Origin of the sequence: Micrococcus flavus (genome assembly GCF_014204815.1) — a bacterium.
Classification (GTDB): Bacteria; Actinomycetota; Actinomycetes; order Actinomycetales; family Micrococcaceae; genus Micrococcus; species Micrococcus flavus.
In genome coordinates this window covers 1,047,131-1,067,745 of sequence record NZ_JACHMC010000001.1, presented here as the reverse complement: position 1 = coordinate 1,067,745, position 20,615 = coordinate 1,047,131, and the positions used below count along the sequence as shown (strand labels likewise).

The window sequence follows — 20,615 nt, the reverse complement described above, 5'->3', positions numbered from 1 at the left end:
CGGACCCCGACCGGGGCGCACGGGGGTCAGTCCCCCGTGCGCCCCAGTCGTTCCAGGATCGGCAGGAGCCCATCCAGGGCCAGGCGCGTCTCGTTCCACAGACCGTTCCGCAGCCGTGAGTGCACGGCCTGCTGGCTCACCCCCAGCTCGACCGCCGCCTCCCGCTGGCTGAGGCCGGCGTCGACGAGCCGCCCCGCGGACTGCTGCGGCGCCGAACGCCGCGCCTCGAGCACGGCGATCAGATCCAGGGTGGCCTCCACGGACCGCAGGTCCGACTGCAGGCCGGCATCCCCGGCGGCCCTCTCCGTTGCTGCGCCGGACAGCGCCACCGCGGTGCGTCCGCTGCGACGGGCCGCGCGCACCAGGGCGTGCCCCGTCTCGCACGGTGCCTCCGCGCTGCCGTCGGGGGGCGCGCCGACCGTGTCCGTCCGCCCGACGACCACGAGCGCGCCGATCCATCGCCGGGACCGCACGGCGCTCAGCAGCACCCCGACGGCATCCGCCCCTCCCGCCATGCGGCCGACGAGGACGTCCCCGCCGATGCCGTCGACCTGGACGGTTCGGAACGGGGCCGTCGTACTGCCCGCCGCTCCCCTGCCGTTCAATGCATCGAGCAGCGCGACGTTCTCCCCCTTCGGCCCGCACAACGCGACGTGGAACACCGTCTCCTCCTATGACAATGACTGGGCCTTGTCCTATGGGCCCACCATAGAGGGTGCTCGGCCGCGCTGCGCGGCGATGCCCGAGAATCGACGCATGGACACCGCCCGCACCACGTCTTCCTCCTCCCCAGACCCCCACCCTGATCCCCGTCCGCGCAGCGGCCGACCGCCGGCCCGTCGGTCGACACGGCCCTGGCTGGCGTTCGGAGTGGACCTGGCCCTCGTCGTCGGATTCGTGGCCGTCGGCCGCCAGGAGCACAGCACCACCGACGGGCTCGCGGGTCTCCTCATGACCGCCTCACCCTTCCTCGTGGGTCTCCTCGCCGGCTCGCTCCTGACATGGTTCCCCCGTTCCTGGGACCGCCTGTGGCCCCACGGCATCGTCGTGTGGCTGACCACCCTCGGGCTCGGACTCTTCCTGCGCGTGTGGTGGGGCCTGGGCGGTGCCCCGCTGTCCTTCATCCTGGTCGCGGCCTCAGTGCTCGCGCTGGTCCTCCTGGGCCGTCGGGCGGTCTCCCGCGCCCTAGGATCGAGGTGACCCCGGCCCCGACGGAAGGCACCTCATGGTCACGGCAATCGTGATGATCAAGACCGACAAGTCCTCCATCCCGGAGACGGCGCAGACGCTGGCCGCGCTGGACGGAGTGAGCTCCGTCTACTCGGTCACCGGCGCGTGGGACCTCGTGGCCATGGTCCGCCTGAAGCACTACGAGGACCTGAGCGACGTCATCGCCGATCAGCTCTCCAAGGTCGAGGGGATCCAGGACACGGAGACGATGCTCGCGTTCCGCACGTACTCGTCCGAGGACCTCGGCGAGGGCTGGGCCCTGGGGTTCGACGGCTGACCGCCTGCGCAGACCCGACGACGGCCCCGGGCGAGGTGCGATCCTCGGGCCGGGCCGGCGTCGTGGTGGACCGCGCCGCGGTCAGCTGCGACTGAAGCGGACCCAGCGGTCCAGGACGTCCGCCGCGGCGCCGGAGTCGATCGACTCGGTGGCGCGCTCCATGTTCCGGGCGAGGCGGTCCATCAACGGCCCCTCGGCCTCGCCGTCCCATGCGGTCAACCCCGCAGCCGCGTTGAGCAGCACGGCGTCCCGCACCGGCCCCCTGTCCCCCGCGAGCAGTGCCCGGACGATCGTCGCGTTGTACGCGCCGTCCCGGCCCGCGAGGGCCTCGACCGATGTCAGTCCCACGCCGAGGTCGCGGGGGTCCAGCTCATGGGCCGTGACCCCGCCGCGCACCTCCATGACGGTGGAGGGCCCGGACGTGGTGATCTTGTCGCGGCCGTCCGAGCCCCGGAAGACGAAGCCGCGCACTCCGCGGTCGGCGAGGACCTGCGCCAGCAGCGGAACCATGACCTCGTTCGAGCACCCGAGCGCCTGAGCGGTGACCTGGGCGGGGTTGCTGAGCGGGCCGAGGAAGTTGAACACCGTGGGCACGCCGAGCTGCTTGCGCACCGGGGCGACGTACTTCATGGACGGGTGGTAGTTCTGCGCGAAGAGGAAGGTGATGCCGACCGCCTCTGCGCACTCCTCGGCCTTCTCACTGGGCATGGACAGGTCCACGCCCAGCGCCTCGATCACGTCCGCGGCGCCCGCGGTCGAGGACGCCCCGCGGTTGCCGTGCTTGACCACGCGGGCCCCGGCGCCGGCGGCCACGAGCGAGGACATGGTGGACAGGTTCACCGTGCCCAGACGGTCGCCGCCCGTGCCCACGATGTCCAGCGTCTCCCCCTGCACGTGGACGGGTCGAGCCCTGGCCACCATGGCGTCGGTGAGTCCGCGCAGCTCGGCGACGGTCTCGCCTTTGGCGGCCAGGGCCAGCAGGAACGCCCCCACCTGGGCCTCGGTGGCATCGCCGGACATCATCTCCCCCATGGCCCAGGCGGCCGTGCGGTCGTCCAGATCCTCCCCCAGCGTCAGCCGGCGGAACACCTCCGGCCATGTGGCATCCGGGATCTCGCGGTTCTCGTCTGCAGTGCTCACCCCTGGACCCTATCCCCGAGGGGCGGGACCGCAGGGCGTGCGACGGATGGCGGCCGACCTGGACGCATGCTGGACATCCGCCCCGGGTTCTCCCCGAGATGGTCGCTGGGAGGCTTCGGACGTGGCGCGACACGATACGTTCTGGTTACCCGATGGCACGTGTTTGGGGCCATAATGGATGGGTGACCACTGCAACCTCCACTCTCCACACGCCCACCACGGGGCTCCCGAGCCGGCCGAACATGGTCCAGGTCGGAACCATGGTGTGGCTTGCCAGCGAGCTCATGTTCTTCGGTGGGCTCTTCGCCATGTACTTCACGCTGCGCTCCACGTCGCCGGAGCTGTGGGCGGAGAACACCGCGATCCTCAACGTGCCCCTCGCGGCCGTCAACACCGCGATCCTGGTCCTCTCCTCCTTCACCGCCCAGTTCGGCGTCCTCGCCGCCGAGCGCCTCCAGCCCCGCCGCACCGGCGGCCTGTTCTCCTTCAAGAGCTGGGGCATGGTGGAGTGGTTCATCCTCACCTTCATCATGGGCTCCGTGTTCGTGGCCGTGCAGGCCTTCGAGTACGCCACCCTGGTGACCGAGGGCGTGACGATCGCCGCCCACGCGTACGGCTCGGCGTTCTACATCACCACCGGCTTCCACGCGATCCACGTGACCGGCGGCCTCATCGCGTTCCTCTTCATCATCGGACGCGCCTTCCTTGCCCGTCGCTTCGGCCACCACGAGGCCACGTCCGCGATCGTCGTGTCCTATTACTGGCACTTCGTCGACGTCGTCTGGATCGCCCTCTTCTTCATCGTCTACTTCCTCAAGTAAGACGCCCCCCACCGCACCGACCAGAGGTACGGGCACTGACGGGGCGCCAGCGCCCCCGCCCGGAAGACACACGATAGGAAACCCCGTGAAGGCACTTTCGCAGAACCGACGCCATCCCCTGATGGGGCTGGCGCTCCTCCTGCTGGGACTCCTGGTGACCGGCGGACTGTACTCCGTCGCGAGCACCGTGAACCAGGCGCAGGCGGCCACGCAGGTCACCGCGGCCGCCTCGGCTGATGACATCTCTGAGGGCGAGAAGCTGTTCAACGCGAACTGTGCGTCCTGCCACGGGACGGGCGCCGTCGGCGGCCCCGCGGGCCCCTCTCTTGTAGGTGTCGGCGCCGCCTCCGTCGACTTCCAGGTGGGCACCGGCCGCATGCCGATGCAGATGAACGGCCCTCAGGCCCAGCGCAAGCCCAACCAGTTCTCCGAGGAGCAGACCGCGCAGCTCGCCGCCTACGTGGCCTCGCTCGGCGCCGGACCCGGCGTGCCGGAGGAGCAGTACCTGGACGTCAACGCCGAAGGCGTGAACGTCGCCAAGGGTGGCGACCTCTTCCGCATCAACTGCGCCATGTGCCACAACGCCGCCGCCGCCGGAGGAGCCCTGACGCGCGGCAAGTATGCCCCGAGCCTGCAGGACGTCTCGGAGAAGCACATCTACGAGGCCATGGAGACCGGCCCGCAGAACATGCCCGTGTTCTCCGACGCCAACCTCAAGCCCGAGGACAAGCGCGACATCATCGCCTACCTCAAGACCATCGAGAACAACGGGTCGCCGGGCGGCCTCGCGCTGGGCTCCATCGGCCCGGTGGCCGAGGGTCTGTTCGTCTGGACGGCCGGTCTCGCGCTGCTCGTCGGTTTCATGGTCTGGCTCACGAGCCGCTCCTCCTGATCCCGCCGGGGCCCCGCGCGCCCCGCACACGACACGACATCCATCACTCGAGCAAAGGAAACTGGTCATATGGGCGAGAAGGGCTACGAAGGGTCCGGGGCACACTCGGCCGCCCTCGAGCACGCCGGAGCGGACACGCCCCGGTACGCCATCGAGAACCCGGGCCTCCCCCCGCACCGTCCGCGTCTGGCAGACGAGGATCCGCGGGCGGCGAAGCGCGCTGAGCGCCAGGTCTCGGTCTTCTTCCTGATCTCCGTGATCGGCACGGTCCTGTTCTTCATCGGCTACTTCGGCGTCGGACAGATCGGCAACGACGAGGACTTCGGTCTGCTCTACCTGCAGAACCTGCTCCTCGGACTGGGCGTCGCCCTGGCGATGCTCGGCATCGGCATCGGCGTGGTCCACTGGGCCAAGACCCTGATGCCGGACCATGAGACGGTCGAGGAACGGCACGAGATCCGCACGGAGGCCGACCGCGCCGCCGCCCAGGGCATGATCGCGGACATCCTCGACGAGTCGCAGATCAAGCGTCGCCCGCTGCTGCGCAACACTCTGATCGGCGCCGCCCTGCTGGCCCCGCTGCCGTTCATCTTCGCCTTCCGCGACCTGGACAACACGGACAACTTCTCGGACCGCGCCGTGAACAACTTCGGCCCCGAGCGCCTGCGCCACACCATGTGGGCCGAGGGCGTGCGCCTCGTACGCGACCCCACCGGCTCCCCCATCAAGGCCTCGGACGTCACCCTGGGCTCCGCCCTGCACGTCATCCCGGACGGCCTCAACGACGTGGAGCACGGCAAGCTCAACGAGAAGGCCAAGGCCGTCGTCCTGGTCATGCGCCTCGACCCGTCCAAGGTGGACATCACCCCGGGCCGTGAGGACTGGAACGTGGACGGCATCTTCGCCTATTCCAAGGTGTGCACGCATGTGGGCTGCCCCATCGCCCTCTACGAGCAGCACACCCACCACCTGCTCTGCCCCTGCCACCAGTCGACCTTCGACCTGACGCAGGAGTGCAAGGTCATCTTCGGCCCTGCCAGCCACGCGCTGCCGCAGCTGCCGATCACTGTGGACGACGAGGGCTACCTCGTCGCTCGCAGCGATTTCACCGAGCCCGTCGGGCCTGTCTACTGGGAGCGTGGCGAACAGTCATGAGCACTGCAGTCAATCAGTACCAGCCGGCCACCAGCACTGGCCGCCTGGCGAACTTCATCGACACACGCACGGGGATGTCCCCGATCGTCAAGTTCTTCGCCCGGAAGATCTTCCCGGATCACTGGACGTTCATGTTCGGCGAGGTCGCCCTCTACAGCTTCATCATCCTGCTGCTGTCCGGCGCCTTCCTCACCTTCTTCTTCGACCCGTCCATGTCCCACGTCACGTACAACGGGGCCTACGCCCCGATGCGTGGCATCGAGATGTCCGCCGCGTACGCCTCGTCGCTCGACATCTCGTTCGACATCCGTGGCGGCCTGTTCATGCGACAGCTGCACCACTGGTCCGCCCTGGTGTTCGTGATGGCAATGTCGGTGCACATGCTCCGCATCTTCTTCACGGGCGCGTTCCGTCGCCCGCGTGAGCTGAACTGGGTCGTGGGCTGCTTCCTGCTCCTGGCCGGCTGGGCCGCGGGCTTCACCGGCTACTCCCTGCCGGACGACGTGCTGTCCGGCAACGGCCTGCGCATCATCGACGGCATCCTGAAGTCCCTGCCGCTCGTCGGCTCCTACCTCTCCGCGTTCCTGTTCGGCGGCGAGTTCCCGGGCTACTCCGTGATCGGCCGCCTCTACGCGCTGCACATCATGATTGTGCCCGCGGCGATCCTGCTGCTGATCGGCATCCACCTGTTCATGGTGGTCGTGCACAAGCACACCCAGTACCCGGGCCCGGGCCGCACGGAGAACAACGTGGTCGGCTACCCGGTCGGTCCGGTGTACGCGGCCAAGGCCGGCGGCTTCTTCTTCATCGTCTTCGGCATCCTGGCCCTCATCGCCTCGACGGTGACCATCAACGCGATCTGGAACTACGGCCCGTACGATCCCTCCCCCGTCTCCGCCGGCACCCAGCCCGACTGGTACATCGGCGTGTTCGACGGCGCCCTGCGTCTCATGCCGGGCATGATCGGCGACTTCTCCTTCCTGTGGAACATCCCGATGCCGTGGGGCGCCAGCGTGTCCCTTCCGCTGGGTGTGCTCATCCCCCTCATCCCCGTGACCATCCTGATCATCAGCATGATCTCGTGGCCCTGGATCGAGCGGTGGATCACCAAGGACGACCGCGAGCACCACCTGCTCGACCGCCCGCGCAACGCCCCCACGCGGACCGCGATCGGCGTGGCGGCCGTGGTGTGGTACTCCGTGATGATGATCGCCGCGTCGTCGGACCTCATCGCCACGCACTTCCACGTGGCCTTCAACGACGTGCTGTACACCCTGCGTGCGCTGTTCTTCCTCGGCCCGGTGCTGGCGTTCATCATCACCCGCCGCATCTGCCTGTCGCTGCAGCGCCGGGACCGTGAGACGGTCCTGCACGGCCACGAGGCCGGCGTGATCGAGATGTCGCCCGAGGGCGGCTTCCACGAGCGTCACCGTCAGCTGGACGACTTCGAGCTCTACCGCCTCGTGTCCTTCGAGGACACTCGTCCGACCCCGGCGACTCCGGGACGCAACGGGAAGATCTCCGGTCTGGAGAAGGCCCGTGCCGGCCTGAACCGGATGTTCTACGAGGAGCGCGTGTCCCCCGTGACCCGCGAGGAGCTCGTCGAGTCCCGCCTGCACGGCGGTCACGGCGACCACCCCGAGCCGGTCGGCGTCGGTGCTCGCAACGGCGGCTCGAACCCGGAGATCGCCCGCTGATCTGAGACGTGGCGACTCCACGAGGGCCCTCGGCATCCATGGATGCCGGGGGCCCTCCGGCATGCTACGGGTGCGTCATCCGCACCTCGGAGCGGGTGGACCGCCCGGGCGGGGATGCAGGCGGTCCGCGCCACACCTCATGACGCATCGGACGTCGGTGGCAGGCCGTACATGTTCTGGGTCGCGCCCCGCTGCCTCGGGGAGCACGAGTCGCCCACGGTCGACGGCACCCCATGGCGATCCTGAACCGCCGACGTCGCCAGCCGCCTCCTCAGCCGCCTCCGCCTGTCCACCAGGGTCTGCTGGGCCGTCCAGGTTGCTCCGATCCTGCCAGTAGTCGCCGTTGCGGTGATCCTGCCCTGGTACGCCACGCTCACCACGTGCCTCGGTCGTTGCGTTCGGGTGCGCCACTCCTGCTGAGCTCCTTCGAGGGAGAGAAGGCTCAGGGTCTCGAGGCGACCCTGGCCGGTGACACCGGCGGCTGCCTTCCACGAGCATCTCCCGGGTCGAAGGTCCGGCGACGGCATCTGGCCGTGCTGATGCCGGGTCCCCTGCGGTCAGTCCCGGGCGCGTCGATGGCCGGCTCACCGATGATGGTGTCGAGACCCCCGTCCGAGGGGACCAGGTCTTCTCCCCGAATCCGCTCAGGTGAGTGGCCGCGTCGGCGGCCCAGGGCGTGTTCATCTCGGCCCTCCTGCCCCTGGGGCCCCATGGGCGCGCCCCGGTGCGCCCGTCGGCGACCGGTGCCGTCGGTGAACGGGAACCATCCCCGATCGGAGGGCTTGACCGGCTCGCAGACCCGCGGCTGCCCTGGCCCCTCTCGTCAGGGCCAGCACCGGTCCACGCGCTGTTGCCGAGGCAGCGCGACCGCGTTCGCTCCCTGGGTGACCACGACCGGGTCGAGGGCCTCGGAGGCGATGTCGACGCCCTGCCGCTCCGGTGCCTCCCGGACCACGGCCTGGCGGGCCGTCGCTCCCGGCGCGACGTGCCTGGCCGCACCCGCCACCCCGAATCCATCCCCGTGCCCGGTGTCCCGGCGACGTGGCAGAGGCACCTCACGTCCGGACGCAGGAGGGCGTAGGGCGCCGACGCAGGCGTGAACGCGTGGCCCGGGACCCATCACCCATCCTCGTGCTCAGATCCCGCAGAACCGCGCCCATCTCAGACGCCGACTCGGTTGGGCGCGCCAGCGGGGCGGAGCCGCCGGTGTCCGGCCGCTCGGACACCCCGGTCCCGGCCCGTGGCCACGCGGAGGGAGAGGTCGTTCGGCCCGTCGCCTCGGATCATGCAGGCCTCCCCTGCTGCACACCGGAGAGCGCCTGCCGGGGCCTGAGCCTGGACGGGTGCGACAGCATCCCGCTTCAGCTGCGGGGGACGGCGTGCGCACCCGTGGGTCGGGCGATCTGCTCCCTGGCGCGCAGACGCCGACGCCCGGCTCCCCGTCGAGGGGAGCCGGGCGTCGGCGTCGAGGATGGTCCCGAAGGGATCAGTGCGCGTACTTGCCGCGCGAGAACTCGTAGACCCAGCCGTAGGTGAAGTACACACCGGCGACGACGCCGAGGAGCAGGATCCACCAGTCGATGGCCAGGCCAGTGACGATCAGGGCGCAGGCGGTGGCCACGCCCAGCGGCCACCAGCTGGACGGGGCGAAGGTGCCGTACGTCCCGGCGTACTCGGTGATCTCGCCGTCCACGTCATCCGACGGGCCGAGGCCGTGGCGCTTGTCCGTGGACTGCACGTACCAGGCGATCATCCATGACATGGCGGCGAGGGCGTAGATGGCGGGGATGCCGGCCCACTCCGTCCAGTCCACCCAGAACGCGTAGAGGGTGGCGGCGAAGACGAAGAAGACGCCGAGGATCCAGAAGATGATGGCGGAGACCTTCACGAGGACACCTTCTCTCCGAACGCCTCAGGCTCGGCCTGCGGCGAGTAGTGGGACAGCTCCGGGTGGTGCAGGTCCAGCGCGGGACGCTCCGACCGGATCCGCGGCAGCGCGTGGAAGTTGTGACGCGGCGGCGGGCACGAGGTGGCCCACTCCAGGGAGGCGCCGAAGCCCCACGGGTCGTCCACGGTGACCTTCTTGCCGTAGCGGCTCGTGACGTAGACGTTCCAGAAGAACGGGATCAGCGAGGCGCCGAGGATGAAGGAGAAGACCGTGGAGAACGCGTTCATGGTGGCGAAGTTGTCCTCCACCATGTAGTCCGCGTACCGGCGCGGCATGCCCATGACGCCCAGCCAGTGCTGGATGAGGAACGTGCCGTGGAAGCCCACGAACAGGAGCCAGAACTGCACCTTGCCGAGACGCTCGTTCAGCATCTTGCCGGTGAACTTCGGCCACCAGAAGAAGAAGCCCGCGAACATCGCGAACACCACGGTGCCGAAGATGACGTAGTGGAAGTGCGCCACCACGAAGTAGGTGTCGGACACGTGGAAGTCCAGCGGCGGGGACGCCAGGATCACGCCGGTCAGGCCGCCGAACAGGAAGGTCACCATGAAGCCGAGGGTCCACAGCATGGGGTTCTCGAAGGTGATGGAGCCGCGCCACATGGTGCCGATCCAGTTCACGAACTTCACGCCGGTGGGGACCGCGATGAGCATGGTCATCACGGAGAAGAACGGCAGGAGGACGGAGCCGGTCACGTACATGTGGTGCGCCCACACGGTCATGGAGAGCGCGGCGATCGCCGTCGTCGCGAACACGATGGACTTGTAGCCGAAGATCGGCTTGCGGGAGAACACCGGGACGATCTCGGACACGATGCCGAAGAACGGCAGGGCGATCACGTACACCTCGGGGTGGCCGAAGAACCAGAAGAGGTGCTGCCAGAGGACGGCGCCGCCGTTCTCCGGGTTGAAGATGTGGCCGCCGAAGCGACGGTCCAGACCCAGCGCGAAGAGCGCGGAGGCCAGGGGCGGGAACGCCATCAGGATCAGGATGGCCGTGATCAGCGTGTTCCAGGTGAAGATCGGCATGCGCCACATCGTCATGCCCGGGGCACGCATGGTCAGGATCGTGGTGATGAAGTTGACGCCGCCCATGATGGTGCCGAAGCCCTGGAGGGCCAGGCCGAAGACCCAGAGGTCGCCGCCCACGCCGGGCGAGTAGGTGGTGTCGGACAGCGGAGCGTAGGCGAACCAGCCGAACGAGGCCGCACCCTGCGGGGTGAGGAAGCCGGCGCACGCGATCAGCGAGCCGAAGAGGAAGAACCAGAAGGCCAGGGCGTTCAGACGCGGGAAGGACACGTCCGGGGCGCCGATCTGGAGCGGCACCAGCACGTTGGCGAAGCCCACGAACAGCGGCGTCGCGAACATGAGGAGCATGATCGTGCCGTGCATCGTGAAGAGCTGGTTGTACTGCTCCTTCGTCTGCAGGATCTGCATGCCGGGCTCGAAGAGCTCCGCGCGGATCATGAGGGCCATGACGCCGCCCACGCAGAAGAAGAAGAAGGACACGATCAGGTACATGTACCCGAGGACCTTGTGGTCGGTCGTCGTCAGCCAGCTGACGGCGATCTTGCCCAGGGAACGGGGCACCACGCGAGGCTGCGCCTGTGAGCGCACCTCATCCGTTGCGTACTCGTAAGTGGTCATCAGTGGCTACCTCCACCGCGGGGGGTCTGGAGGTCGACCTCCATCTCCCGGGCGCCGTCAGGGTTGTTGTTGGGGTTGCGGTTGTACTCGTCGCCCACCAGACCCGGCTCCAGCTCGTCGAGCTTCTGCACGAAGGTCGCCTCGTCGACGACCTCCACGTTGAAGAGCATCTCCGAGTGGAACTCGCCGCAGAGCTCGGCGCACTTGCCGTCGAAGGAGCCCTGCTCCTGCGGGGTGAGGTACAGGTGGTTGGTCTTGCCGGGGAGCATGTCGCGCTTCTGGAGGAACTGCGGGATCCAGAAGGAGTGCGCGACGTCGCGGGACTTCAGCTCGAAGTGCACCGGCACGTCCTCGGGGAGGTACAGCGTGGGCAGGGTGTCCTGCACGCCCTCGGCGCCGTCGAGCTGTGCCTGGATGCCCTGGTAATGGGCCTCCTTCACCTCGCCGTTCGGCTGCTGGTACGAGTAGGAGAAGTCCCAGGACCACTGCTTGCCGTGGACCTGCACGGTCAGCGGTGAGTCGTCGATCGGGGTGTCCACGGAGGTCTGCACGCGGTCGGTGAAGCCCCACAGGGTGAACACCATGAGGATCGGCAGGACCGTGAACATGGTCTCGATCGGCACGTTGTAGGCCGTCTGCTTGGGGAACCCCTGGTCGTTCTTCCGACGGCGGTAGGCCACCATGCACCAGATCATGGCCGCCCAGGCGAGCAGGCCGACGGCCAGGGCCGCGATCCAGGAGTTGACCCACAGGTCGGTGAGCTGCGCGTTGTGGTTGGTCGTCTCCCGGGTGCCCGGGAGCCAGCCACGCTGTGCCTCTGCCGAACAGCCGGACAGCACGACCATCGCCGTGGCCCCGAGGGCCCCGGCGGTGATGCGGCGGCGAGTCCGACGTCCGGCGTCATTCTGTGCTCTCACAGACGGCCTTCCTCTTCATCTCGTGTGCGAGTGGGCGCCGCCCCCAGGATCCTGCGAGGTTTCGCAGGTTCCTGTCAGGAGGGACGGGTATGCCCTGATGATTCAGGAGCCAGTCTAAGCCGATCAGGCCGGATTGGCCGCACCGTGACACGGTCGGCCGTGTCCCGCCGGCACGGGCCCGCCGCCGGGACGACGTCGGGCCGCACCCCCGGGCGGGGGGTGCGGCCCGACGTCGGGGCGGCGGGGGCCTCAGAGCCGGGCCCCGGCCGCCGGCCGGCGGCTCAGTGGAACGAGTCGCCGCAGGCGCAGGAGCCCACGGCGTTGGGGTTGTCGATCGTGAAGCCCTGCTTCGAGATGGTGTCCTCGAAGTCGATGGTGGCGCCCATCAGGTAGGGGACGCTCATCTTGTCCACGATGACCTCGACGCCGTCGTAGTCGCGGACGGTGTCGCCGTCGAGCACGCGCTCGTCGAAGTAGAGCTGGTAGATCAGGCCGGAGCAGCCGCCCGGCTGGACGGCCACGCGCAGGCGCAGGTCGGTGCGGCCCTCCTGCTCGAGCAGTGCGCGGACCTTGACGGCCGCCACGTCGGTCAGCTCGACCTCGTGGGGCGGCAGCCCGGCGGCGTCCTCGGTGGCGCCGATCTCGACGCCGGTCTCCTCTGCGGACAGAGCCATCGTGACCTCCTGGGGGTGGTGCGGAGCGCGGCCGACGGGGCGGTCCGCGCGTGGTCTGCCGGGTCAACAGCGGCCGGCGCCGGATCATTCCCCGGCGCCGGCCCCGACTGCCCGCGGGTCAGCGGGTGGCGGGCGCCGTGACCCCGGCCAGACCGGCGAGCCACAGGGCTTCGGCGACGATCGCCCGGCGGAAGTCCTCCAGGTGGAGGGACTCGTTGGCGGAGTGCGCCCGCGAGTCGGGGTCCTCCACCCCGGTGATCAGGATCGTGGCGTCGGGGAACAGCTCCTGCAGGTCCGCGGTGAACGGGATGGACCCGCCGAGACCGGTCTCGCGGGCCGGGGTGTCCCACGCGGCTCCGAGGGCGGCCATCATGGCCGCGGCGGCCGGCGCGGAGGTGTCCGTGGCGAAGGGCTGGCCCTGCTCCCCCGGCTCGAAGGTGATCTCCGCGCCCAGGACGGCGTCCGTCTGCGCCTCGAGGTGGCGGCGCAGGGCGTCCTGGGCCTCAGCCGGGTCCATGCCCGGGCCCAGGCGCAGCGAGATCTTGGCGCGGGCGGAGGACTGGATGGTGTTCGACGAGGTGTCCACGGAGGGCACGTCGATGCCGATCACGCTCAGCGCCGGCCCGTTCCACAGGCGGTCGGCCAGCGTGCCGCGTCCCGCGAGGCGCACGCCCGGCAGCACGCCGGCGTCGGCGCGGAAGACGTCCTCGTCGTAGGCCACGTCCGCGTGCTGCCGCGGCTCGAGGCCGGGCACGGCCACGGCGCCCTCGGCGTCGTGGAGGGTGGCGATCAGGCGGGACAGCAGGACGACGGCGTCCAGCACCGGGCCGCCGAACATCCCCGAGTGGACGGAGTGGTCCAGCACCCGCACGGTGACGGTGCCGCTGGTCACCCCGCGCAGGGACGTGGTCAGGGCGGGCTCGCCGACGGCCCAGTTGGACGAGTCGGCCACCACGATCGCGTCGGCCTGCAGGCGGTCCCGGTGGCGCTCGAGGAACGGGCGGAAGGTCGGCGAGCCGGCCTCCTCCTCCCCCTCGATGAACACGCGGACGCCGAGCCCGGCGTCGGGAGCCACCTCGTCCAGCGCGGCCAGCGCGGCGAGGTGGACCATGATGCCCGCCTTGTCGTCGGCGGCGCCGCGGCCGTACAGGCGGCCCCCGCGCTCGGTGGCCTCCAGCGGCGGGGTGTCCCACAGGGCCTCGTCACCGATCGGCTGCACATCGTGATGGGCGTACAACAACACGGTGGGCTTGTCGGAACCACCCCTCCGGCCGCCGATGACGGCGGGACCGCCGGGCTGGCCGTCCTCGCGGTCCTCGACCGCGATCTCCACGTCCTCGAGGCCGGTCTCGCGGAGCAGGTCGGCCACGGTCTCGGCGGAGCGCTCCAGGACGGAGCGGTCGGCAGAGTCCCAGGCCATGCCGGGGATGGCCACGAGGTCCTTGAGGGTCTGCAGCATCTGCGGGAAGCGGGCGTCCACGGCGGCGCGGACGGCGGCCACCAGGTCCGGATCCGGGGCGGCGGCGGGGGCGGTGCGGGGGGTGTGCTCGGTCATGGGCCTCAGCCTACGACGTGTCCCGCACTACACTGATGCGGTGCTGAAACGCTGGAAGAAGACCGAGACCGACGCCCCGCCGGCCACCCACGGCTCCACTGCGCTGCCCGCCGCGCCGGACGCCACGACCCGCCCGGCCTCCCGGGAGCCCGCCGCCCGCCCCTCGGGACGGGCGGAGGCGCGCCGGGACCGCTCCCAGGGGAAGAACGCCCCCACGCCGCGCCGCAAGGACCAGGAGGCCGCACGGCGTCGCACCCTGGTGCCCGAGGACCGCAAGGCCGCCCGCCGCGCGGAGCGGGAGGCCGCGGCCCAGGAGCGGATGCGCCAGCGCCACGCCCTGGAGACCGGCGACGAGCGCAACCTGCCGGCACGCGACCGCGGGCCCCAGAAGCGGTTCGTGCGCGACTACGTGGACGCGCGCACGGGCATCGGCGAGTGGCTCATGCCCGTGGTGCTCCTGTACGTGGTGGCCATGTTCATCCCCGGCGCCCAGGTCCAGCTCGTGCTGATGATCTCGCTCTACGTCCTGGTCGCCCTCGTGATCGCCGAGAGCTTCTTCCTCTCCCGCCAGATCAGGAAGCGCCTCACCGCGAAGTTCGGCGCGGCCGAGCCGGGGACCGGCTTCTACGGCGTGATGCGTGCACTGCAGTTCCGGCGCCTGCGTCTGCCCAAGCCCCAGGTGAAGCGCGGCCAGTTCCCCGCCTGATCCGCCGGGTCCGCCGATCGCCGCTCAGCGGCCGCGCATGCGGCGGGCCAGGCCCGCGTTGACCCGCCCGGCCCAGAACGGTCCCTCGTACAGGAACGCCGTGTACCCCTGGACCAGGTCGGCGCCGGCGTCCAGGCGGGCGGCGACGTCGTCCGCGGTGGTCACCCCGCCCACGCTCACCAGGGCGGTGGCGGACGGCAGCGCGGCACGCAGCACCGCGAGGACCTCGGTGGAGCGCTCCTTCAGCGGCGCGCCCGAGAGGCCGCCGGCGCCGAGGGCCTCGACCTCGGCGGCGGGAGTGGTCAGACCCTCGCGGGAGATCGTGGTGTTCGTGGCGATCACGCCGTCCAGACCGATGCGCTCCGCCAGCGCGGCGACGGCACGCACGTCCTCGTCCGCGAGATCCGGGGCGATCTTCACCGTCAGGGGCACCCGGCGGTCGGCGACGACGCGGTCCGCCTCCTCCCGCACGGCCGCCAGGATGGGCTCGAGGGCGGAGATCTCCTGCAGCTGGCGCAGCCCCGGGGTGTTCGGGGAGGACACGTTGACGGCCAGGTAGTCGGCGTGGGGGGCGAGGAGCCGCGTGGAGGTCCGGTAGTCCTCGGCCGCTCCCTCGAGCGGGACCACCTTGGTCTTGCCGATGTTCACCCCGAGCACGGGACGGACGGCGCCGAACCGCTCCTGGAGGGTGCGCCGGGTGGCGGCGAGGCGGGGGGCGACGGCCGCGGCGCCGTCGTTGTTGAAGCCCATCCGGTTCACCAGGGCGCGGTCCGCGGGGAGGCGGAAGAGGCGCGGGGCCGGGTTGCCGGGCTGGGCCTGCGCGGTGATGGTGCCGACCTCGATGTGCCCGAAGCCGAGCTCAGCCAGGGCGGTGGTGCCCACCCCGGTCTTGTCGAAGCCCGCTGCCAGGCCGAACGGCGAGGGGAAGCGCAGGCCCATGACGGTGCGGGCCAGGCCGAGGTCCGGGGCCATCGTGGCACGCAGGGCCCGGGAGGCTCCGGTGCGCTCGGCGGCGCGGATGCCGGCGAAGCCCACGTGGTGCGCCCGCTCGGCGTCCATGCCGGAGAACACGGCGCGGAAGAAGGGCGGGTACAGGCGGGGGGCGGAGGAGTCGAGCACGGACTGGACGCGGGCGCGGGGGTCGGGCAGCTGCATGGGGCCAGTTTCCCATGGCCGCTCCCCCGCCCCGCCCCGACCGCCGACCGCACGCCGCCCCGATGGGCGGCCTACAGTGGCGGGCATGCCCCTGCGCGACCACCTGCGCCTGCCGCGCCGTCCCGCCGCGGAGGCCACCACCGGAGACCAGCATCAGGCGAGTGCCCCGCTCGTGGACGACGCCCCCGGCGGCGGGTGGGTCCCGGACGGGATGGACGGGTTCGAGCGCCTCACGCTCGGTCTCGAGGAGGACAAACAAGGGCAGAACATTGTCACAGTGGTCCGGCGGCGTGCGCCCGAGGGCCAGCGCGACCCCGACCGACGTCCGGTCCTCGCCCTCCACGGCTGGAGCGACTACTTCTACAACGCCCCGCTCGCCGAGGCGTTCGACGACGCCGGCTACGCCTTCCACGCCGTGGACCTGCGCCACTACGGGCGATCGCTGCGGCCGGGGCAGACGCCGGGCTGGACGGACGACCTGCGGCGCTACGACGCCGACATCGCGGCGGCGCTCGCGGCTGCGGCCCGGGACCATCCCCTGCCGCCCGTGTTGCTGGGCCACTCGACCGGCGGCCTCGTGGCCTCCCTGTGGGCGGACCGGAACCCCGGCCGCCTCGCCGCCCTGGTCCTCAACAGCCCGTGGCTGCAGACCCACGGCGGCACGCCGGCCCGCGCGGTCGCCCGCCTCGCCACCCGACCGCTGGCCCGCGCCCGCCCCTACGGCACGCTGCGCCTGCCGCGCGTCGACTTCTACTGGCGGAGCCTGTCCGCCGAGGCGGACGGCGAGTGGGACCTGGTCCCCGCGTGGCGGGCGCCCTGGTCCTTCGACCTCCCCCACGCCTGGCTGGACGCCGTCCTGGCCGGACACCGACGGGTGGCACGCGGCCTGTCGATCGACGTGCCCGTCCTCGTCCTGGTCTCCGACACGGGCCACCGCGGCCTGCGCTACGGCGAGGCCATGCTCGCCGCGGACATCATCCTGAACCCCTCGGCCATGGCCCGCCGCGCCCTCCGGCTGGGCCGCGAGGTCACCGTGCAGCAGCACGCCGGAGCCCTCCACGACGTCTACGCCTCCCCGGAGCCGGTGCGCTCGCGGGCCATGGCCGACACCCTGCGGTGGCTGGCGCCGGTGGCCCCGCCCCGCGAGGACTGAGGCGCGGGACCGCCGTCGGGCGGGCTCAGGCGTCCGCTGCTCCCCCGGCCGCGTCCGCCTGCGGCGCGTCCACCGCGCCCCCGTACCGCCGGTCCCGGCGGGCGTAGGTCTCGACGGCCGCGTAGAGGGTGCGCCGGTCCACGTCCGGCCAGAGCACGTCGAGGAACAGCAGCTCGGCGTAGGCGGACTGCCAGAGCAGGTAGTTGGACAGGCGCTGCTCCCCCGAGGTCCGCAGGAACAGGTCCACGTCCGGGGTGACGTCGATGTCCCTGTCGCCCGAGCGGTACGCCCGGTCCAGCCAGCGCGTGATCGTGTCCTCGGAGATGTCCCCCGGCTTCATCCGGCCGGCGCGGACCTCCTCGGCGATCGCCTGCACGCCGTCGAGGATCTCGGCACGGGAGCCGTAGTTGACGCACATATGCAGGGTCGTGCCGGTGTTGTCGCGGGTGAGCTCCTCGGCCTCGCGCAGCTCCCGGATCACGGGGGTCCACAGACGCGGGGCGCGCCCGTTCCAGCGGATCCGCACGTTCCAGGAGTCCAGGGTGTCCCGCTGGCGGCGCAGCACGTCCCGGGAGAAGCCCATGAGGAAGCGGACCTCGTCCGCCGAGCGGGACCAGTTCTCGGTGGAGAAGGCGTACGCGGACACGTGCCCGATCCCCAGCTCCACCGCCCCGGCGACCACCTCGAGCAGCGCCGCCTCGCCCGCGCGGTGCCCCTCGGTGCGGGGCAGGCCGCGCTGGTTGGCCCACCGGCCGTTGCCGTCCATCACCACGGCCACGTGCCGCGGAACGAAGCGGGGGTCCAGGGCGGGGGCGACGGCGCCCGAGGGGTGCGGGGGCGGGCTCACCTTGGCGACGTCGGACATGGCCTCAGGGGCTCCTCTCGGCGGGGGCGTCGGGCACGGCGGGACCGGGGGGCGCCGCCGTGGCCGGGCGCGCGGCGGGCGGGGCGATCTCCTGGTCCAGGACGGACAGGGCCACGAGCCGCCGCTCGGCATGGAACTGCAGGTATGCGGACACGATACCGGCCGCCTCCCGCCGGGCGAGGGCGCCGGCGTCGTCCACCACGTCCCAGTCCCCCGCCGTCAGCGCGTGCAGCAGGGCGAACGTCTCCGGCGCGGGGCTGGCGGAGCCCGGCGGCCGGTGCTGCGGACAGACCGCCCCACCGAGGGCCACGTTCACCGAGGTGTGCGGTCCGGGCGCCCCGCACCGGGCGCAGCGGTCGAAGGACGGGGCCCAGCCCGCCTGGACCAGGGAGCGGAGCAGGAAGGAGTGCAGGATCATGCGCGGGTCGTGCCGCCGGCGGGCGAGGGCGGCCAGTGCTCCGTGGAAGAGGCGCCACTGGGCGAGGCGGCCGTCGTCGTCGACCGCGACGATGCGCTCCGCGCCCTCGGCGAGGGCGGCGGCTACCGTGTAGGCCTCGTAGTCCTCCGCCACCATGGTGGCGTAGGGGTGGATGAGCTGGGCCTGCGTGATGGTCTTGAGCTCGCCGCGGCCGTGCGCGATCTGGAGGGTGGAGTGCATGAACGGCTCCACCACGGAGCCGAACCGGGAGGAGGACTTCCGCACGCCCTTGGCCACGCAGCGCAGGATCCCGTGCTCCGGGGTGATGACCTCCACGATCCGGTCCGCCTCCCCCAGGCGATGGGTGCGGAGCACGATCCCCTCGGTGCGGAAGGAGTTCGCGGCGTAGCCCCCATGCCGCCCGCCCCCGGAGCGGCGGGGGCGGGCGGCGGCCTCGTCGGGGACGGGGGGCACGGGCGGCCGTCAGTCCCGCAGGGCGCGGTTCACCGCGGACACCAGGGCCTTGAGGGACGCCGTGGTGGTGTTGTGGTCCAGGCCCACGCCCCACAGGACACGGTCACCGACGGCGGCCTCCACGTAGGCGGCAGCCATGGCCGAGCCGCCCTCGGACAGGGCGTGCTCGGTGTAGTCGAGCACGCGCACGTCCTGGCCGTCCTCCCCGAGGATCGTGAGGAACGCGTCGATCGGGCCGTTGCCCTCCGCGGTGCGCGTCTGCGGCTCGCCGGCCACGAGGATCTCCGCGGTCATGCGGAACGCGCCGTCCTCGGCGGACTCCGAGCTCACGGAGCGGACGCGGTAGCGGCCCCACGCCTTCTCCTCGTCCTCCGACGGGAGGTACTCGTCCCGGAACACGGACCACAGGTCGGCGCCGGAGACCTCGCCGCCCTGGGCGTCGGCCATCTCCTGGATGACGTGGGAGAACTCGATCTGCGCGCGGCGCGGCAGGTCCAGCTTGTGTTCGGACTTCAGCAGGTAGGCCACGCCCCCCTTGCCGGACTGCGAGTTCACGCGGATCACGGCCTCGTAGGAGCGGCCGATGTCCTTCGGGTCGATCGGCAGGTACGGGACGGCCCACGTGATCTCGTCGATGTGCTTGCCGGCGGCGGCCGCGGCCGCGTCCATGGCCTCGAAGCCCTTCTTGATGGCGTCCTGGTGGGAGCCGGAGAAGGCGGTGAACACCAGGTCGCCGCCCCACGGGGAGCGCTCGGGCACGGGCAGCTGGTTGCAGTACTCCACGGTGCGGCGGATGTGGTCCATGTCCGAGAAGTCGATCATCGGGTCGATGCCCTGGGAGTAGAGGTTCATGCCCAGGGTCACGAGGTCCACGTTGCCGGTCCGCTCGCCGTTGCCGAAGAGGCATCCCTCGATCCGATCCGCGCCGGCCAGGTAGCCCAGCTCCGCGGCGGCGACGCCGGTGCCGCGGTCGTTGTGGGGGTGCAGGGACAGGATGATCGCGTCCCGGTGCTCGAGGTGACGGTGCATCCACTCGATGGAGTCGGCGTACACGTTGGGCGTGGCCATCTCCACGGTGGCGGGCAGGTTGAGGATCATCTTGCGGTCCGTGGAGGCCTCGAGGACGTCCGCGACCTCGTCCGAGATCCGGCGGGCGAACTCGAGCTCGGTGCCGGTGTAGGACTCGGGCGAGTACTCGTAGGTGATCTCCGTGCCGGAGAGCTGCTCCTCGAACTTCTTCACCAGGCGGGCGCCGGAGGTGGCGATGTCCACGATCCCGTCCTCGTCCTGACGGAACACCACGCGGCGCTGCAGCACCGAGGTGGAGTTGTAGAGGTGCACGATGGCCCGGTCCGCGCCCTCGAGGGACTGGAACGTCCGCTCGATCAGGTGCTCGCGGGCCTGGGTCAGGACCTGGATGGAGACGTCGTCCGGGATGTGATCGCCCTCGATCAGCTGGCGCACGAAGTCGAAGTCGGTCTGGGAGGCGGAGGGGAAGCCGACCTCGATCTCCTTGTAGCCCATCTGCACGAGCAGCTGGAACATGCGCAGCTTGCGCTCGGGGCCCATGGGGTCGATCAGCGCCTGGTTGCCGTCCCGCAGGTCCACGGCGCACCAGCGGGGCGCCTCGGTGATCACCTTGTCCGGCCACGTGCGGTCCGGCAGGTGGACCTGGATCTGCTCGTGGTACGGCACGTACTTGTGGTGCTTCATGCCGGAGGGCTGCTGCAGATTGCGCATGGGCGCGTCACCTCTTCCTGTCCGGTCGCGCCGGGGCGGGCGTGACCGTGCTTCCGATCGGCCGGGGCCGGGCCCGGAGCACGCCCCGGACCTCTGCCCATTCCACACCCTCATGTCGTCTGCGGTGGCCCGGTGACGCCCCGTCTCACCCA

General features: G+C 71.0%; 19 protein-coding genes. 8 read left to right on the top strand and 11 right to left on the bottom strand.

All coding sequences use genetic code 11. The features are described 5' to 3' along the window. Window positions 1-26 precede the first annotated feature (26 nt). Entirely contained in the window at window positions 27-662 is a 636-nt protein-coding gene (locus tag BJ976_RS04945; RefSeq protein ID WP_135027407.1) for a helix-turn-helix domain-containing protein, read from the bottom strand. Between the two features lie 94 nt (window positions 663-756). Between BJ976_RS04945 and BJ976_RS04940 the strand changes: the two genes are divergently transcribed. Then, window positions 757-1,200, top strand: a complete 444-nt coding sequence (locus BJ976_RS04940) for a DUF3054 domain-containing protein (RefSeq protein WP_135027404.1) — start codon at window positions 757-759, stop codon at window positions 1,198-1,200. A gap of 25 nt (window positions 1,201-1,225) precedes the next feature. Further along, entirely contained in the window at window positions 1,226-1,507 is a 282-nt protein-coding gene (locus BJ976_RS04935) for an Lrp/AsnC family transcriptional regulator (protein ID WP_135027401.1), read from the top strand. Between the two features lie 81 nt (window positions 1,508-1,588). On the opposite strand, the gene trpD is transcribed toward BJ976_RS04935, so the two are convergent. Continuing rightward, window positions 1,589-2,647: an anthranilate phosphoribosyltransferase gene (trpD, locus tag BJ976_RS04930; protein WP_135027397.1), complete on the bottom strand. Its 1,059-nt coding sequence runs from the start codon at window positions 2,645-2,647 to the stop codon at window positions 1,589-1,591. A gap of 182 nt (window positions 2,648-2,829) precedes the next feature. Between trpD and ctaE the strand changes: the two genes are divergently transcribed. From ctaE to qcrB, 4 genes are all read left to right on the top strand, one after another. Continuing rightward, window positions 2,830-3,468, top strand: a complete 639-nt coding sequence (ctaE, locus tag BJ976_RS04925; protein WP_438803590.1) for an aa3-type cytochrome oxidase subunit III — start codon at window positions 2,830-2,832, stop codon at window positions 3,466-3,468. 85 nt (window positions 3,469-3,553) lie between these two features. Continuing rightward, complete coding sequence (gene qcrC / locus BJ976_RS04920) at window positions 3,554-4,360, top strand: cytochrome bc1 complex diheme cytochrome c subunit (protein WP_135027394.1); 807 nt, start codon at window positions 3,554-3,556, stop codon at window positions 4,358-4,360. Between the two features lie 69 nt (window positions 4,361-4,429). Next, window positions 4,430-5,515 (top strand): cytochrome bc1 complex Rieske iron-sulfur subunit, encoded by a 1,086-nt coding sequence (gene qcrA / locus BJ976_RS04915; RefSeq protein ID WP_135027392.1) that lies wholly within the window; start codon window positions 4,430-4,432, stop codon window positions 5,513-5,515. Further along, window positions 5,512-7,212, top strand: coding sequence for a cytochrome bc1 complex cytochrome b subunit (gene qcrB / locus BJ976_RS04910; RefSeq protein ID WP_135027389.1), 1,701 nt, complete (start codon window positions 5,512-5,514; stop codon window positions 7,210-7,212). The genes qcrA and qcrB overlap by 4 nt, the downstream gene beginning before the upstream one ends. A 1,486-nt stretch (window positions 7,213-8,698) precedes the next feature. Here the strand turns inward: qcrB and BJ976_RS04905 are convergent. The 5 genes from BJ976_RS04905 to BJ976_RS04885 all read right to left on the bottom strand — a co-directional run bounded on the left by BJ976_RS04905 (window position 8,699) and on the right by BJ976_RS04885 (window position 13,952). Further along, complete coding sequence (locus tag BJ976_RS04905; RefSeq protein WP_135027386.1) at window positions 8,699-9,100, bottom strand: cytochrome c oxidase subunit 4; 402 nt, start codon at window positions 9,098-9,100, stop codon at window positions 8,699-8,701. After that, window positions 9,097-10,806 carry an aa3-type cytochrome oxidase subunit I gene (gene ctaD / locus BJ976_RS04900; protein ID WP_135027383.1) on the bottom strand — a complete coding sequence of 570 codons (1,710 nt, stop codon included), beginning with the start codon at window positions 10,804-10,806 and terminating at the stop codon, window positions 9,097-9,099. Before ctaD ends, BJ976_RS04905 begins: the two co-directional genes overlap by 4 nt. After that, window positions 10,806-11,723 carry an aa3-type cytochrome oxidase subunit II gene (gene ctaC, locus BJ976_RS04895; protein WP_376698709.1) on the bottom strand — a complete coding sequence of 306 codons (918 nt, stop codon included), beginning with the start codon at window positions 11,721-11,723 and terminating at the stop codon, window positions 10,806-10,808. The genes ctaD and ctaC overlap by 1 nt, the downstream gene beginning before the upstream one ends. 281 nt (window positions 11,724-12,004) lie before the next feature. Continuing rightward, window positions 12,005-12,397 carry an iron-sulfur cluster insertion protein ErpA gene (gene erpA, locus BJ976_RS04890; RefSeq protein ID WP_135030968.1) on the bottom strand — a complete coding sequence of 131 codons (393 nt, stop codon included), beginning with the start codon at window positions 12,395-12,397 and terminating at the stop codon, window positions 12,005-12,007. A 118-nt stretch (window positions 12,398-12,515) separates the two neighbouring features. Further along, complete coding sequence (locus tag BJ976_RS04885; RefSeq protein WP_135030967.1) at window positions 12,516-13,952, bottom strand: dipeptidase; 1,437 nt, start codon at window positions 13,950-13,952, stop codon at window positions 12,516-12,518. Window positions 13,953-13,992: 40 nt separating this feature from the next. Here BJ976_RS04885 and BJ976_RS04880 point away from each other — a divergent pair, with 40 nt between their 5' ends. After that, window positions 13,993-14,658: a DUF3043 domain-containing protein gene (locus BJ976_RS04880; protein ID WP_229667045.1), complete on the top strand. Its 666-nt coding sequence runs from the start codon at window positions 13,993-13,995 to the stop codon at window positions 14,656-14,658. A 24-nt stretch (window positions 14,659-14,682) separates the two neighbouring features. Here the strand turns inward: BJ976_RS04880 and BJ976_RS04875 are convergent, their stop codons facing one another. After that, the gene (locus tag BJ976_RS04875) at window positions 14,683-15,813 is read right to left on the bottom strand and encodes a quinone-dependent dihydroorotate dehydrogenase (RefSeq protein ID WP_135030965.1); all 1,131 of its coding nucleotides are present in this window, start codon (window positions 15,811-15,813) and stop codon (window positions 14,683-14,685) included. Between the two features lie 85 nt (window positions 15,814-15,898). Between BJ976_RS04875 and BJ976_RS04870 the strand changes: the two genes are divergently transcribed. Continuing rightward, the gene (locus BJ976_RS04870; RefSeq protein WP_135030964.1) at window positions 15,899-16,966 is read left to right on the top strand and encodes an alpha/beta hydrolase; all 1,068 of its coding nucleotides are present in this window, start codon (window positions 15,899-15,901) and stop codon (window positions 16,964-16,966) included. 25 nt (window positions 16,967-16,991) lie between these two features. Here BJ976_RS04870 and uppS read toward each other — a convergent pair whose 3' ends face one another. From uppS to leuA, 3 genes are read right to left on the bottom strand one after another with little or no spacing between them, the layout of a single operon-like run. Next, window positions 16,992-17,831, bottom strand: coding sequence for a polyprenyl diphosphate synthase (gene uppS / locus BJ976_RS04865; protein WP_135030963.1), 840 nt, complete (start codon window positions 17,829-17,831; stop codon window positions 16,992-16,994). Window positions 17,832-17,835: 4 nt separating this feature from the next. Then, window positions 17,836-18,723 carry a DNA repair protein RecO gene (gene recO / locus BJ976_RS04860; RefSeq protein WP_135030962.1) on the bottom strand — a complete coding sequence of 296 codons (888 nt, stop codon included), beginning with the start codon at window positions 18,721-18,723 and terminating at the stop codon, window positions 17,836-17,838. A gap of 9 nt (window positions 18,724-18,732) precedes the next feature. Then, window positions 18,733-20,463, bottom strand: a complete 1,731-nt coding sequence (leuA, locus tag BJ976_RS04855) for a 2-isopropylmalate synthase (RefSeq protein ID WP_135030961.1) — start codon at window positions 20,461-20,463, stop codon at window positions 18,733-18,735. Between the last annotated feature and the right edge of the window lie 152 nt (window positions 20,464-20,615).